This is a genomic window from Streptomyces sp. R21 (genome assembly GCF_041051975.1).
Classification (GTDB): Bacteria; Actinomycetota; Actinomycetes; order Streptomycetales; family Streptomycetaceae; genus Streptomyces.
In genome coordinates, this window is record NZ_CP163435.1 from 3423349 (window position 1) to 3438165 (window position 14817).

Genomic DNA, 14817 nt, shown 5'->3' on the forward strand with positions numbered 1-14817 from the left:
GTACTGCCGTGGGCGGGCGGCCTACGTACGAGCGGGTACTCCGGTCAGCGCCGTGACCACAGGATCCAGCGCCTGATGGATCTCGTCCCCGATGGACCGGAAGAACGGCAACGGAGCCCCGTACGGGTCGAACACCTCGTCCGCCTCGGCGGTGGGCGCGAGCAGCCACCCGCGCAACGCGGCGGCGGCCCGCACGAGGGCCCGCGCCCGCTCGATGACCCCGTCGTCCAGAGGCGGCAGCGTCGCCGGGTCTATCGCCCGCACCAGCCGGGTGAACTCCTTCAGCGTGAAGGTGCGCAGGCCCGCCGAGTGGCCCATGGAGATGACCTGCTGGCGGTGGTCGCGGGTGGCCGTCAGGACCAGGTCGGCCCGGATGACGTGGTCGTCCAGCAGTTCGCGTCCCACGAAGCCGGAGGCGTCCGCGCCGAAGTCGGACAGGACCGTCTCCGCGTTGGCCTCCATGGGCGCGCCCTCGTGGCCCCAGGTGCCCGCGCTCTCCACGATCAGGCCGCCCCACAGGGGGTCGCCGAGCCGGTCCGCCAGGGCATGGCGGGTCAGCCGCTCGGTGATCGGCGAGCGGCACACGTTGCCGGTGCTGACGTGGAGGATGCGGAAGGAACCCCCGGAGAACCCGTCGGCCCCCGTGAACCCCGTGCCTATGCCACGCCCCGCGTCAGGGGCTGTCAATTCGCCACCTCGAGGTCGGGTACGACCTTCCGCAGCTCCTCGGCGGACAGTGCGCCCTCGCGCAGGAGGACGGGCACCTTGCCGGTGACGTCGACGATCGAGGACGGGACGATGCCCGGGGTGGGGCCACCGTCCAGGTAGACGGAGATGGAGTCGCCGAGCATCTCCTGCGCGGCGTCGCAGTCCTCCGGCGAGGGGTGGCCCGTGAGGTTGGCGGAGGAGACGGCCATGGGGCCGACCTCGGTGAGCAGCTCGATGGCGACCGGGTGCAGCGGCATGCGTACGGCGACGGTGCCACGGGTGTCCCCGAGGTCCCACTGCAAGGACGGCTGGTGCTTGGCGACGATCGTCAGGGCGCCCGGCCAGAACGCGTCGACGAGCTCCCAGGCCATCTCGGAGAAGTCCGTGACGAGGCCGTGCAGGGTGTTCGGGGAGCCGATGAGGACGGGCGTGGGCATGCCACGGCCGCGGCCCTTGGCCTCCAGGAGGTCGGTGACGGCCTCCGCGGAGAACGCGTCGGCGCCCACGCCGTAGACCGTGTCCGTCGGGAGGACCACCAGCTCGCCACGGCGGACGGCGGACGCGGCTTCGCGCAGACCGGTCGTGCGGTCGGTCGCGTCGTTGGTGTCGTATCGCCGTGCCATTTAGCGGGCCTCCTCGTACACGTACTGCTGTGGGAAAAGGGTGGGGGAAAGGATCTGGGGGGTGCTCACGGCATCGCCTTGCGGGCGGTCGCGAAGCGCGGCCTGTTGTTGAGGTCCGGGTGATCGGCCGCGTCGGCCCAGCCCCGCTCCTCGGTGAAGATCCACGGCACCTGCCCGCCCTGGGTGTCGGCGTGCTCGATGACGACGACACCTCCGGGGCGCAGCAGCCGGTGCGCGGTGCGCTCGATGCCGCGGATCAGGTCGAGCCCGTCCTCCCCTGAGAACAGGGCGAGTTGGGGGTCGTAGTCGCGGGCCTCGGGCTGGACGTACTCCCATTCGGTGAGCGGGATGTACGGCGGGTTGGAGATCACCAGGTCCACCTGGCCGTCGAGGTCCGGGAAGGCGTCCAGGGCGTCTCCCTGGCGCAGGTCGACCCGGGATCCCTCGACGTTCTTACGGGTCCACTGCAGCGCGTCCTCGGACAGCTCCACGGCGTGCACGCGGGAGCGCGGCACCTCCTGTGCGAGGGCGAGCGCGATGGCGCCGGAGCCCGTGCACAGGTCGACGATGAGCGGTTCGACGACGTCCATCGCGCGTACGGCGTCTATGGCCCAGCCGACGACCGACTCGGTCTCGGGGCGGGGCACGAAGACGCCGGGTCCGACCTGGAGTTCCAGGTAGCGGAAGTAGGCGCGTCCGGTGATGTGCTGGAGCGGTTCGCGGGCCTCGCGGCGCGCGGTGACCTCCCAGTAGCGGGCGTCGAAGTCGGTGTCCTTGACGGTGTGCAGCTCGCCCCGCTTCACGCCGTGCACGAAGGCGGCGAGCTCCTCCGCGTCGTTGCGCGGCGAGGGCACGCCGGCGTCGGCCAGCCGCTGGGTGGCCTGGGCCACTTCCGCGAGCAGCAGGTTCACGCTGGTCCTCCGGGGCTGAGCTGTTGTCGTGAGCGGTTATGCGGCGGCGAGCTTCGCGGCCGAGTCCGCGTCGACGCAGGCCTGGATCACGGCGTCGAGGTCACCGTCGAGCACCTGGTCCAAGTTGTACGCCTTGAAGCCGACGCGGTGGTCCGAGATGCGATTCTCCGGGAAGTTGTACGTACGGATCTTCTCGGAGCGGTCGACGGTGCGGACCTGGCTGCGGCGGGCGTCCGCGGCCTCCCGCTCCGCTTCCTCCTGCGCCGCCGCGAGGAGCCTGGAGCGCAGGATACGCATCGCCTGCTCCTTGTTCTGCAGCTGGCTCTTCTCGTTCTGGCAGGAGGCGACGACTCCGGTGGGAATGTGCGTGATGCGCACCGCGGAGTCGGTGGTGTTGACGGACTGGCCGCCGGGTCCCGAGGAGCGGTAGACGTCGATGCGGAGGTCGTTCGCGTGGATCTCGACGTCGACCTCCTCGGCCTCGGGGGTGACGAGGACACCGGCCGCGGAGGTGTGGATACGGCCCTGCGACTCGGTCGAGGGCACGCGCTGCACGCGGTGCACGCCGCCCTCGTACTTCATCCGCGCCCAGACGCCCTGGCCGGGCTCGGTGGCGCCGTTGCCGCCCTTGGTCTTCACGGCGACCTGGACGTCCTTGTAGCCGCCGAGCTCGGACTCGGTGGAGTCGATGATCTCGGTCTTCCAGCCGACGCGCTCGGCGTAGCGCAGGTACATGCGCAGCAGGTCGCCGGCGAACAGGGCCGACTCGTCGCCGCCCGCGCCCGCCTTGATCTCCAGGATCACGTCCTTGTCGTCGCTGGGGTCGCGCGGGACCAGGAGCAGGCGGAGCTTCTCGGTGAGCTCCTCGCGCTGCTTCTCCAGTTCCTTGACCTCGGCGGCGAAGTCGGGGTCGTCGGCGGCGAACTCCTTCGCCGTCTCGATGTCGTCCCCGGTGCGCTTCCAGGAGCGGTACGTCGACACGATCGGGGTCAGCTCGGCGTAGCGCTTGTTGAGCTTGCGCGCGTTGGCCTGGTCGGCGTGGACCGACGGGTCAGCGAGCTTCTTCTCCAGGTCGGCGTGCTCGCCGATGAGTTCCTCGACCGCCTCGAACATCTCCGGCTCCAATGGGCTGTCCCCGGCGCCTGCGCGGGCCTGAGGACGTAGGTACTACAACGATGAGAGGGCTGCACCGCAAAGCGCCGGTCCCGGCGCCCCCGTGCCGGGGACGCCGAAGACCGGCGCTGTGGGCTCGCTACTTGTTGGCAGCGGCAGCCTTGCCGAAGCGGGCCTCGAAGCGGGCCACACGGCCACCGGTGTCGAGGATCTTCTGCTTGCCCGTGTAGAACGGGTGGCACTCGGAGCAGACCTCGGCGCGGATGGTGCCGCTCGTGATCGTGCTACGGGTGGTGAACGACGCGCCACAGGTGCAGCTGACCTGGGTCTCGACGTACTCGGGGTGGATCTCGCGCTTCAAGGTGTCTCCTAGTTTCGGGAGGGCGCCGGGTCGCTGCCGCGGATTGCGGAGGCGTGAACCGGAGCCGACGTACCAGTCTGCCAGGACTGGGTGCCATCCCCCAAAACGGGGACCTGGGGTCCGTTATTCCCCGCGGGCCGGTGGGGGCTGATCGCGCAGTTCCCCGCGCCCCTATGGGGCGCTGCTGACCACGCCCTTCGCGTCGCCTGTGGCCGTGCCCTTCGTCGCCGCCGCCGGGATCGTCTCGTCGTTCTTCAGGGCGTCCCAGACCAGCTGCGCCTTGGCCTTCTGGACGATCACGCGGTTGGGGTCCGCGGGGTCGTACTGGACCGGCATCGTCACCATGTGCATCTTCGACGAGCCGATGCTCTTGAGGCCGCCTGCGAAGGACGCCAGCTCCTTGACGGAGCCGAGGTCGGAGTCGGTGGTGACGGCCTGGGTGGCGGTGTCGGCGAGGTTCCACAGCTTCTTCGGGCTGGTCAGTACGCCGACGTCCTTGACCTGGTTGACCAGGGCCTTGATGAACGCCTGCTGGAGCTGGATACGGCCGAGGTCGGAGCCGTCGCCGACGCCGTGCCGGGTGCGGACCAGGCCGAGCGCCTGCTTGCCGCTCAGCGTGTGCGTGCCGGCCTTCAGGTTCAGATGGCTGTCGGAGTCCTTGATGTCCTTGGTCGTGGTGATCGGGACACCGCCGAGCTCGTCGATGAGCTTCTGGAAGCCGGTGAAGTCGACCTCGATGTAGTGGTCCATGCGGATGTCGGTCATGGACTCGACGGTCTTCACCGCACAGGCCGCGCCACCGGTGGAGTACGCGGAGTTGAACATGACGCCCGACGCGGCATCGTGCGTGACGCCCTTGGTGTCGGTGCAGGCGGGGCGCTCGACGAGGGTGTCGCGGGGTATGGAGACCACGCTGGCCTTCTTGTGGCCCTCGTAGACGTGCACGATCATCGCCGTGTCCGAGCGGGCGCTGCCGTCGTCGGTGCCGCCGCCCAGCTTCTTGTTGCCGCCGGAGCGGGTGTCGGAGCCGAGCACGAGGATGTCCTCGGAGCCGTTGTCGACGTCCAGGGGCCGGTCGGTGCCGAGGGCCTGGTTGATGTCGACGCTCTTGATGTTGCCGTTGAGCTTGAAGTACAGGTACCCGACTCCGGTGCCGCCCAGCACCACGATGCCCGCGGCCGTCCATGCCGTGATGAGCAGGGCCTTTCGGCGCGTGCTGCGGGTCTTGCGGCGGCGGCCCCTGGCGCGGCGGCGCGGGGCGTTCGGGCCGGACTCCCCCGGTATGCCGGAGGCCGGCGTGCTCTCGTCGGGCATGCGCTCCTCAGTCCATCGGTGAAAGTCGGTTACCCCCTGTTTTCAGGGTCAAGCCCGGTCTGTCGTGACGTGGCGTACCGCTCCATGGTCACTCCGTACGGTCAGACGGGGAAACTCGGGAAAGGGTTGCACAACGCTCCGTGCCCACCGCGTGGGGCGATGGGCACAGAGCGTCACCAATATGAGCGGACAAACGCCGCTCACCTGCGATTTCAGCCGAAGATGTCGTACTGGGCGAAGTCGGTGCCGACCGAGATCCTTGTGGCAAAGATCTCGCTGGTGGCCTTGCCGGTGCCCGGGTACAGGTAGAGCGTGCCGCCGGGCGTGCGGGCCAGGAAGTCGGCCTTGCCGTCGCCGGTCACGTCACCGGGGGCGTCGAAGGCGTTGTAGCCGCCCCAGCTACGCACCTTGATGCGGCTGGAGAAGGCCTCGGAGCCGGACTTGCCGGTGCCCTTGTACAGGTAGACCGAGGAGTCGCTCTTGCTGCGCGCGATCAGGTCGACCTTGCCGTCGCCGGTGAAGTCGCCATGGCCGCGCAGGGAGTTGTACTGGTTCCAGCCGGAGCGGACCTCGACGCGGGCGGCGAAGGTGCCGTTGCCCTTGCCCGGATAGATCCACAGGACGCCGCCGGAGTCGACCGAGAGCAGGTCGGGCAGTGCGTCGCCGGTGACGTCACCGGGAGCGACGATCCTGGTGCGGGTCTTCCAGTTGTCGGCGATCTGCTTCGTGGCCCAGCTGCTGCTGGAGTTCACCCAGTGCATCCAGAACATGGCGCCGTCGGCGCTGCGCCGCACCACGAAGTCCTGGTAGCCGTCCCGGTTGAGGTCCGTCTGCAGGATGACGTTGACGCCGCTCCAGTCGCCCCACGACTCGCGCGCCGCGAACGACGTGCCCTTGGAGTCCTTCTCGAAGCCCTCCTGGTTGGAGGACTTGCGCACCCACAGGTCGGCCTTGTGGTCGCTGTAGCTGAGGTTCGTGTCATCGACGCGCGGGGAGGCGGCGCCGACGTAGGTGCTGACCTTCGAGAAGACGCTGTAGGCGCCCTCCTCGACGCAGTCCTTCACGCCCCAGGAGACGACGCCGACGATGCGGTTGTTGACGACGAGCGGACCGCCGGAGTCGCCGTTGCAGGCGGTGGTGGTGCCGGTGTCGCTGCCGGTCGCCGGGTTGCCCGCGCAGACCATGTGGCCCTTGATGAAGTCGGTGCCGTAGGCGCCGGCGCAGGTGCTGTCCGACTTGATGGGCAGGGTCGCCGTCTTCAGCGTCTCGGAGATGTCCTGGCTGGTGGAGCTGGTGCGCCCCCAGCCGTAGAGCTTGGCACTGGTGCCGGAGGCGTACGACGCGGTGTCGCCCGACGTCGTCATCCTGATCGGCGTGGCCGTGATGGGCGCGGGCAGCGTGAGGACCGCGATGTCGTTGTCGATGGTCGTCGAGCTGTACGACGGGTGGTTCCACTGGCGCAGGACGCCGGAGACGGTGCCGCCGTGCAGGTCGCCGTCGTCCGAGGGAAGCTGCGAAGTGCCCGTCAGGATGGCGCCGTTGGCGTTCCAGTTGTAGCCCTTGACGCAGTGCGCGGCGGTGAGGATCTTCGTCGGCGAGACGACCGAACCGCCGCAGAAGAAGCCGATGTCGTCGCTCTCGCTGGTGGTGCCCTTGTCGTCGTAGTACCAGAGCTGGGCCATCCACGGGGCCGTGGCGATGGTCGTCTCGGTGCCGCCGATGATCTTCGGGTCGACGCTCGAGGCGCTCGTACCGGCGCTCATCGACGACTTCTTCGTCGTCTCTCCAGCGGTGTCGTCACCGGCGACCGCGCCCACGACCCGCTTCTTGAGCTCGGCGAGCGTGGGCGTGGAGGTGCTGAGCTTGACGGTCGGCGTCGGCAGCGCGGTCGCGGCGTTCGCGGACGACATCAGCAGTGCGGTGGCGACGGCGGCGGCCAGACCGGCGGCCGCGACCGGTACGGCGATACGGATACGGCGTCTGTGTCGACCGCCCCCGGACATGGGTGTATCCACGGAAGTCCCCCCTCAGAGACTGCAGTTCGAAGGGCGCGATCGTACACCCGTCCCGGGATGCACAAAGGGCCGCCTCCGTCACGTGAGACACGCGACGGAGGCGGCCCTTTCAAGGCTGCCGTTGACGTCAGTCGTTGCCGTTGCCCGGCGACGGCGTCGTCTTCTGGATCTGCAGCAGGAACTCGCCGTTCGACTTCGTCTGCTTCATCTTGTCGAGAAGCAGCTCGATCGCCTGCTGCTGGTCGAGCGCGTGCAGCACACGGCGCAGCTTCCAGGTGACGGCGAGCTCGTCGGCACCGAGCAGGATCTCTTCCTTACGGGTGCCGGACGCGTCGACGTCCACCGCCGGGAAGATGCGCTTGTCGGCGAGCTTCCGGTCGAGCTTGAGCTCGGCGTTGCCGGTGCCCTTGAACTCCTCGAAGATGACCTCGTCCATGCGCGAGCCGGTGTCGACCAGCGCGGTGGCCAGGATCGTCAGCGAGCCGCCGTCCTCGATGTTGCGCGCGGCACCGAAGAAGCGCTTCGGCGGGTAGAGCGCGGTCGAGTCGACACCACCGGACAGGATGCGGCCGGAGGCCGGGGCGGCGAGGTTGTACGCACGGCCCAGACGTGTGATCGAGTCGAGCAGTACGACGACGTCGTGGCCCAGCTCCACCAGACGCTTGGCACGCTCGATGGCGAGCTCGGCGACCGTGGTGTGGTCCTCGGCGGGGCGGTCGAAGGTCGAGGAGATGACCTCGCCCTTCACCGACCGCTGCATGTCGGTGACCTCTTCCGGACGCTCGTCGACCAGGACGACCATCAGGTGGCACTCGGGGTTGTTGTGCGTGATCGCGTTGGCGATGGCCTGCATGATCATGGTCTTGCCGGTCTTCGGCGGGGCCACGATCAGACCGCGCTGGCCCTTGCCGATGGGCGCGACGAGGTCGATGATGCGGGTCGTCAGCACGCCCGGGTCGGTCTCCAGACGGAGCCGGTCCTGCGGGTAAAGGGGCGTCAGCTTGTTGAACTCCGGCCGCCCGCGCCCGGATTCGGCCGCCATGCCGTTCGCGGAGTCGAGGCGGACCAGCGCGTTGAACTTCTCGCGGCGCTCGCCGTCCTTGGGCTGACGGACGGCACCGGTGACGTGGTCACCCTTGCGCAGACCGTTCTTGCGGACCTGGGCGAGGGAGACGTACACGTCGTTCGGACCCGGGAGGTAGCCCGAGGTACGGATGAACGCGTAGTTGTCGAGGATGTCGAGGATGCCCGCGACGGGGATCAGCACGTCGTCGTCGTTGACCTGCGGCTCGGCGATCTCGTCGCGGCCACGGCCGGTGCGGCCACGGCGGTCCCGGTAGCGGCCGCGACGGCCACGGCGTCCGCCGTCGAAGTCGTCGTCGTCCTGCGGTCCGTTGTCGCGCTGACGGTCCTGTCGGTCCTGCCGACCGCTGCCCTGCTGCTGGCGGTCCTGACGGTCCTGCCGCTCGGGACGGTCCTGGCGCTGCTGCTGGCCGCCGGTCTGGCCGCCCTGCTGCTGCTCGTCACCCTTGCTCCGGCGGTCGCGGTCACGTCCACCGCGGTCACGGTCCCGGTCGCGGCGGCCCTGACGGCCCTGGCGGCCCTCGGCGCCGTCACCGGCGTCGGACCTGGCCTCGGCGGCCGGGGTCTCGGCCTTCGGCTCGCTCTTCGCCTCGGCAACGACCGTCTCCGGGCTGCCGGCGTCGGCGGTGGCCCTGCGACGGCGGCGCTCGACGGGCGCATCCTCTCCCCCACGCTCGGCCTCGCTCGCGCGGGAGGGGCCCCCAGCGGGCTGGCCGGGAATCTCGATCTGCTGCTGCGCCACGGCCTTCTCGGCGGGCTGCTCGGCCTTCTTCGCGGCCGCGACGGCGTCGTCGCCCGTACGCGCCTTGGAGGTGGCCCGGCGCTTCGGCTTGGTCTCGGCGGCGTCGGCGCTCTTCGCCGTCGCACCGCCTCCGGCCTGCGCCTCCTTGATGACCTCGATCAACTGGCTCTTGCGCATACGCGCGGTGCCCCTGATACCGAGGCCGGACGCGACCTGCTGAAGCTCGGCCAGCACCATGCCCTCAAGGCCGGTACCGCGGCGCCGCCGGGAGCCGGCACCGGAGGCAGGCGCGGCAGAGGCGTCCGTGGCGGGCGCGGCTGCGGTCTCCTCGACACGCGCGCCCATCAGATCGGTGGTGTCGCTCACGAAGGGTCCTTCCCTGGAGCGGACGTCGGCCTGTCTGGCTCGGCGACCGGTTGTGCTGTCCGGCTTTGGTCCTTGCTGTGTGGACCGTGCCGGGGCGGTGGTCCGCCTAAGCGGCGGAAGACATATCTGGTGATGACGATTCCCGGAGCCGTGGCACTGAGGTTCTGTGTCATCGGCTCGGTCTCGCCGGTTTCCGGAGCGTGCTCAGCACTGCTCAGCGCGTAGCACCCCAATGCATGGCACAAAGCAGTTTGGGGGGCTCCCGGAAGAATGGTTGTCCCGGACGGGGACGTGAAGCACCTCGCCATGGTGGGGTCGGGTGCAGACTTGAGGTTAACACTACCGGATCCAACAAACATTCCCCCTCTCCAAATCCGGCAACCGTGCGTGGTCAGTCCAGCCCTGACGGGGCCAGTGGCAGAACGCTCGCGCCCGTCGCATCGAGGCCCAGGCGGTTGGCCGCCCAGCCCTCGCCCGCGAGGCGGGCGACCTTGTCGGCCGAGGCCTCGTCGGCCAGTGCGAGGACCGTGGGGCCCGCGCCGGAGATCACCGCGGGGATGCCGTCGGCGCGCAACCGCTCCACCAGTGCCGTGCTCTCCGGCATGGCCGGGGCGCGGTACTCCTGGTGCAGCCGGTCCTCGGTGGCGGGCAGCAGCAGCTCGGGGCGCCTGGTCAGGGCCTCGACGAGCAGGGCCGCGCGGCCCGCGTTGGTGGCGGCGTCGACGTGCGGGACGGTGCGCGGGAGCAGGCCGCGGGCGGTCTCGGTGAGCACCGGCTTCCCCGGTACGAAAACCACCGGAACGATGGAATCCGACGGCTCCATCCTGATCGCCCGCGCGGCGCCGGCCTCCATCCAGGAGAGCGTGAACCCGCCGAGCAGACACGCCGCGACGTTGTCGGGGTGTCCCTCGATCTCGGTGGCGAGCTCGAGGAGCGCGGTGTCGTCGAGCTTGGTGTCGCCACCTATCGTGACGGCGCGTGCGGCGACGATGCCGGCGCAGATGGCCGCCGACGAGGAGCCGAGGCCGCGGCCGTGCGGGATGCGGTTGGCGCAGACGATCTCGAGGCCGCGCGGCTGTCCGCCCAGCAGGTCGAAGGCGGTGCGCAGGGAGCGTACGAGCAGGTGGCTCTCGTCGCGCGGGAGCGTCTCGCTGCCCTCACCTGCGATGTCGATGTGCAGCCCGGAGTCGGCCACCCGGACGACCACGTCGTCGTACAGCCCCAGTGACAGGCCGAAGGCGTCGAAGCCGGGCCCGAGGTTGGCGCTGGTGGCGGGGACGCGCACCCGGACGGCGGCGGCACGGAAAGCGGGACCGGCCATCGCTCGATGACTCTCCTTGAGCTGCGAGATGTTCGAAGTCGAGGTCTTCTTCGACGAATGTCTTTGAAAACCGAACTTCGGACTGAACTTCTCTGAGGACTGAAATGAGGACTGAAAGATGACTGAGAACTGCGAGACGTACGACGAGACCCGGAGGCCGCAACTACGGCGGCACCGCGGCATATGCGGCGGGCGGGTTCAGTACAGCCTATCGAAGGAAGGTTCTGTGGCGACATAGGGCGCACAGGAGGCGCACGATGCGTGTCGTAAGCCCCCTGTGCACCCCCTGCTCAGGGTCCGCACGGTGTCTGCCCGCGCGGCGTCCGTCTGCGTATGTCTGCCGCGCGCCTACGCGAGGCCGAGGCTCCGGGCGGCCGTGACCGCGTCCACTGGAACGGTAACGGGCTGCGGGGCGCCCGCGACGGCCCAGTCGGGATCCTTGAGCCCGTTTCCAGTGACCGTGCAGACGATCCTCTGCCCGGGGTCGACCTTGCCCTGCTCGGCGGCCTTCAGCAGGCCGGCCACGGACGCGGCGGAGGCGGGCTCGACGAAGACGCCCTCCTGCGCCGCCAACAGGCGGTAGGCGCGCAGGATCTCACGGTCCGTCACCTCGTCGATGAAGCCGCCCGACTCGTCGCGCGCGTCCAGCGCGTACTGCCACGAGGCCGGGTTGCCGATGCGGATCGCGGTGGCGATGGTCGACGGGTCCTTGACGATCTCGCCGCGCACGATGGGCGCGGAGCCGGAGGCCTGGAAGCCCCACATGCGCGGCGTCTTCGCGGCGATGCCGTCGGCGGCGTACTCCTTGTACCCCTTCCAGTACGCGGTGATGTTGCCCGCGTTGCCGACCGGGAGGACATGGATGTCGGGCGCGTCGCCGAGCATGTCGACGATCTCGAAGGCGGCGGTCTTCTGGCCCTCGATGCGCACCGGGTTGACCGAATTGACCAGCGCCACCGGGTAGTTGTCCGAGAGCTGGCGCGCGAGCGTCAGACAGTCGTCGAAGTTTCCGTCGACCTGGAGGATCTTCGCGCCGTGGATGAGCGCCTGGCCCATCTTGCCCAGCGCGATCTTGCCCTGCGGGACGAGAACGGCGGACACCATTCCGGCCCGTACGGCGTAGGCGGCCGCGGAGGCGGACGTGTTGCCGGTGGAGGCGCAGATGACGGCCTTCGCGCCCTCCTCCTTCGCCCGCGTGATGGCCATGGTCATGCCGCGGTCCTTGAAGGACCCGGTGGGGTTGGCACCCTCCACCTTGAGGTGGACCTCGCAGCCCGTGCGCTCGGAGAGCACCTGCGCGGGCACGAGCGGCGTGCCGCCCTCACGGAGCGTCACGACCTGTGTGCTGTCGGAGACGGGCAGCCGGTCCCGGTACTCCTCGATGATTCCGCGCCATTGGTGGGTCATTGCTGGTTACTCTCCTTCAACCCGCATGATGCTGGCGACACCCCGCACGGTGTCGAGGCTGCGCAGCGCCTCCACCGTCCCGTTGAGGGACGCGTCGGACGCTCGATGGGTGACGACGACGAGAGAGGCCTCGCCGTCCTTTCCCTGCTGGCGCACGGTATCGATAGACACACCGTGCTCCGCGAAGACGGTGGCCACCTGGGCGAGAACACCCGGTTTGTCGGCCACGTCGAGGCTGATGTGGTAGCGCGTGACGACCTCGCCCATGGGTGACACGGGCAGCTGGGTGTACGCGGAGTCACCGGGGCCGGTCGCGCCGCTGAGCTTGTTGCGGCAGACGGCGACGAGGTCGCCGAGGACGGCGGAGGCGGTCGGGGCACCGCCCGCACCGGGGCCGTAGAACATGAGCTGCCCGGCCGCGTCGGACTCGACGAAGACGGCGTTGTACGCGCCGCGCACGGAGGCCAGCGGGTGGCTGAGCGGGATCATCGCCGGGTGCACGCGCGCGGTGACGGACTCGCCGTCGGCGGCCCGCTCGCAGATGGCGAGCAGCTTGATGGTGCAGCCCATCTCCTTCGCGGAGGCGAAGTCGGCGGAGGTGACCTCGGCCATGCCCTCGCGGTACACGTCGTCGAGGCGCACGCGCGTGTGGAAGGCGATTCCGGCGAGGATCGCGGCCTTGGCGGCGGCGTCGAAGCCCTCGACGTCGGCGGTCGGGTCGGCCTCTGCGTACCCGAGGGCGGTGGCCTCGTCGAGGGCCTCCTGATAACCCGCCCCCGTGGAGTCCATCTTGTCGAGGATGAAGTTGGTCGTGCCGTTGACGATGCCCAGCACGCGGTTGACCTTGTCGCCGGCGAGGGACTCGCGCAGCGGACGGATCAGCGGGATGGCACCGGCGACGGCGGCCTCGTAGTAGAGGTCCCTGCCGTGCTCCTCGGCGAGGGCGTGCAGCGCCGCGCCGTCCTGGGCCAGCAGCGCCTTGTTCGCGGAGACGACGGAGGCGCCGTGCTCGAAGGCCGTGGTGATGAGGGTGCGGGCGGGCTCGATACCGCCGATGACCTCGACGATCACGTCGATGTCCCCGCGTTTGACGAGGGCGGTGGCGTCGGTGGTGACGAGGGCCGGGTCGATACCCGCGCGAACCTTGGAGGGCCGCCGTACCGCGACACCCGCGAGCTCGACGGGTGCGCCGATCCGGGCCGCGAGATCGTCGGCGTGCGTCGTCATGATGCGCGCCACCTCTGAGCCGACAACCCCACAGCCCAGCAGCGCCACCTTCAGCGGACGCGTACGCATCATCCGACCTCGTTTCCTCATACCGTCACGGTTGGTCCAGTCTCACTCACCGGACGAGAGTTTTTACCCTACGTCCGGATTGTGAGACGTCTATTTCATTATTCGTGAGGCGGAAGACAGGAGATCTTTCCGTCTTCCGCCGCACCTTCCAGGGGGCGTACGTCAGCCGACGTCCAGGCGGAGCAGGTCCTCCTCCGTCTCGCGGCGGACGATGACACGGGCCTCGCCGTCGTGCACGGCGACGACCGGCGGACGCAGGGCGTGGTTGTAGTTGCTGGCCATCGAGCGGCAGTACGCGCCGGTGGCGGGGACGGCGATGAGGTCGCCGGGAGCCAGGTCGGCGGGCAGGAAGGCGTCCCGCACCACGATGTCGCCGCTCTCGCAGTGCTTGCCGACCACCCGGACGAGCATCGGCTCGGCGTCGCTCGTGCGGGACACCAGGGCGACGCTGTACTCGGCGTCGTACAGAGCGGTCCGGATGTTGTCGGACATGCCTCCGTCCACGGAGACGTACGTCCGCAGTCCGTCGAGCGGCTTGATGGTGCCGACCTCGTAGAGCGTGAACGCGGTCGGCCCGACGATGGCGCGCCCGGGCTCGACGGAGATCCGCGGCGTCCGCAGCCCGGCGGACTCGCACTCCCTCGTCACGATCTCGCCGAGCGCCTTGGCGATCTCGTGCGGCTCGCTCGGGTCGTCCTCGCTGGTGTACGCGATGCCGAGACCGCCACCGAGGTCGATCTCGGGCAGCTCGACCCCGTGCTCGTCGCGGACCTCGGCGAGGAGCTTCACGACACGCCGGGCGGCGACCTCGAACCCGGCCATGTCGAAGATCTGCGACCCGATGTGCGAGTGGATCCCGACGAGTTCGAGCCCGTCGAGCGCGAGCGCGCGCCGCACGGCCTCCGCGGCCTGTCCGTCGGCCAGCGCGATCCCGAACTTCTGGTCCTCGTGCGCGGTCGCGATGAACTCGTGGGTGTGCGCCTCGACGCCGACCGTCACCCGGATCTGCACCCGCTGCCGCTTGCCGAGCGACTGCGCGATGTGCGCGACCCGCACGATCTCCTGGAAGGAGTCGAGCACGATCCGCCCGACGCCGCTTTCGATGGCCGTACGGATCTCCGTCTCGGACTTGTTGTTGCCGTGGAAGGCGATGCGGTCGGCGGGCATCCCGGCGGAGAGGGCGGTGGCGAGCTCGCCGCCGGAGCAGACGTCGAGGTTGAGCCCCTCTTCGTGCAGCCACCTGACGATGGCGCGGGACAGGAACGCCTTCCCGGCGTAGAACACGTCGGCGTCGTGCCCGAAGGCGGTGCGCCAGGCGCGCGCCCGCTCACGGAAGTCGGTCTCGTCGATGAAGTAGGCGGGGGTGCCGAACTCCTCGGCGAGCTGCGTCACGTCGATCCCGCCGACACTGACGGACCCCTCCGGCGTACGGGTGACGGTGTGCGCCCAGACCTTCGGGTCGAGGGCGTTGAGGTCGGCGGGCGGGGCGGTGTAGTGCCCCTCGGGCAGGACATCGGCGTGACGGGGCCCGGCGGGGTGTGCGGAACGGCTCATGTC

At 69.6% G+C, this 14817-nt stretch carries 12 protein-coding genes; all 12 read right to left on the reverse strand.

Annotated features, from left to right (window positions below):
- Positions 1 to 21: 21 nt before the first annotated feature.
- Entirely contained in the window at positions 22 to 687 is a 666-nt protein-coding gene (locus AB5J56_RS15190) for a protein-tyrosine-phosphatase (RefSeq protein WP_369233249.1), read from the reverse strand.
- Positions 684 to 1331 (reverse strand): L-threonylcarbamoyladenylate synthase, encoded by a 648-nt coding sequence (locus tag AB5J56_RS15195; RefSeq protein ID WP_369233250.1) that lies wholly within the window; start codon positions 1329 to 1331, stop codon positions 684 to 686. The genes AB5J56_RS15190 and AB5J56_RS15195 overlap by 4 nt, the downstream gene beginning before the upstream one ends.
- A 65-nt stretch (positions 1332 to 1396) precedes the next feature.
- Positions 1397 to 2242 (reverse strand): peptide chain release factor N(5)-glutamine methyltransferase, encoded by an 846-nt coding sequence (gene prmC, locus AB5J56_RS15200; RefSeq protein ID WP_369233251.1) that lies wholly within the window; start codon positions 2240 to 2242, stop codon positions 1397 to 1399.
- Between the two features lie 36 nt (positions 2243 to 2278).
- Positions 2279 to 3355, reverse strand: coding sequence for a peptide chain release factor 1 (gene prfA, locus AB5J56_RS15205; RefSeq protein WP_369233252.1), 1077 nt, complete (start codon positions 3353 to 3355; stop codon positions 2279 to 2281).
- Positions 3356 to 3494: 139 nt separating this feature from the next.
- On the reverse strand, positions 3495 to 3716 hold the full coding sequence (gene rpmE / locus AB5J56_RS15210) for a 50S ribosomal protein L31 (protein WP_369233253.1): 222 nt from the start codon (positions 3714 to 3716) through the stop codon (positions 3495 to 3497).
- Positions 3717 to 3887: 171 nt separating this feature from the next.
- Positions 3888 to 5030, reverse strand: a complete 1143-nt coding sequence (locus AB5J56_RS15215) for an LCP family protein (protein ID WP_369233254.1) — start codon at positions 5028 to 5030, stop codon at positions 3888 to 3890.
- 212 nt (positions 5031 to 5242) lie between these two features.
- Entirely contained in the window at positions 5243 to 7033 is a 1791-nt protein-coding gene (locus AB5J56_RS15220; RefSeq protein WP_369233255.1) for a trypsin-like serine protease, read from the reverse strand.
- A 139-nt stretch (positions 7034 to 7172) separates the two neighbouring features.
- Positions 7173 to 9236 (reverse strand): transcription termination factor Rho, encoded by a 2064-nt coding sequence (rho, locus tag AB5J56_RS15225; RefSeq protein WP_369233256.1) that lies wholly within the window; start codon positions 9234 to 9236, stop codon positions 7173 to 7175.
- A 391-nt stretch (positions 9237 to 9627) separates the two neighbouring features.
- Positions 9628 to 10557, reverse strand: coding sequence for a homoserine kinase (gene thrB / locus AB5J56_RS15230; RefSeq protein ID WP_369233257.1), 930 nt, complete (start codon positions 10555 to 10557; stop codon positions 9628 to 9630).
- Positions 10558 to 10905: 348 nt separating this feature from the next.
- Positions 10906 to 11964: a threonine synthase gene (gene thrC / locus AB5J56_RS15235; protein WP_369233258.1), complete on the reverse strand. Its 1059-nt coding sequence runs from the start codon at positions 11962 to 11964 to the stop codon at positions 10906 to 10908.
- Between the two features lie 6 nt (positions 11965 to 11970).
- Positions 11971 to 13260, reverse strand: a complete 1290-nt coding sequence (locus AB5J56_RS15240; protein ID WP_369242563.1) for a homoserine dehydrogenase — start codon at positions 13258 to 13260, stop codon at positions 11971 to 11973.
- Positions 13261 to 13422: 162 nt separating this feature from the next.
- The gene (lysA, locus tag AB5J56_RS15245) at positions 13423 to 14814 is read right to left on the reverse strand and encodes a diaminopimelate decarboxylase (protein WP_369233259.1); all 1392 of its coding nucleotides are present in this window, start codon (positions 14812 to 14814) and stop codon (positions 13423 to 13425) included.
- Positions 14815 to 14817 lie beyond the last annotated feature (3 nt).

Coding starts and splice junctions, on each gene's coding strand:
- AB5J56_RS15195 (WP_369233250.1), bottom strand. CDS start 1,331: ATGGCACGGCGATACGACACCAACGACGCGACCGACCGCACGACCGGT.
- prfA (WP_369233252.1), bottom strand. CDS start 3,355: ATGTTCGAGGCGGTCGAGGAACTCATCGGCGAGCACGCCGACCTGGAG.
- AB5J56_RS15215 (WP_369233254.1), bottom strand. CDS start 5,030: ATGCCCGACGAGAGCACGCCGGCCTCCGGCATACCGGGGGAGTCCGGC.
- AB5J56_RS15220 (WP_369233255.1), bottom strand. CDS start 7,033: ATGTCCGGGGGCGGTCGACACAGACGCCGTATCCGTATCGCCGTACCG.
- thrB (WP_369233257.1), bottom strand. CDS start 10,557: ATGGCCGGTCCCGCTTTCCGTGCCGCCGCCGTCCGGGTGCGCGTCCCC.
- thrC (WP_369233258.1), bottom strand. CDS start 11,964: ATGACCCACCAATGGCGCGGAATCATCGAGGAGTACCGGGACCGGCTG.
- AB5J56_RS15240 (WP_369242563.1), bottom strand. CDS start 13,260: ATGCGTACGCGTCCGCTGAAGGTGGCGCTGCTGGGCTGTGGGGTTGTC.
- lysA (WP_369233259.1), bottom strand. CDS start 14,814: ATGAGCCGTTCCGCACACCCCGCCGGGCCCCGTCACGCCGATGTCCTG.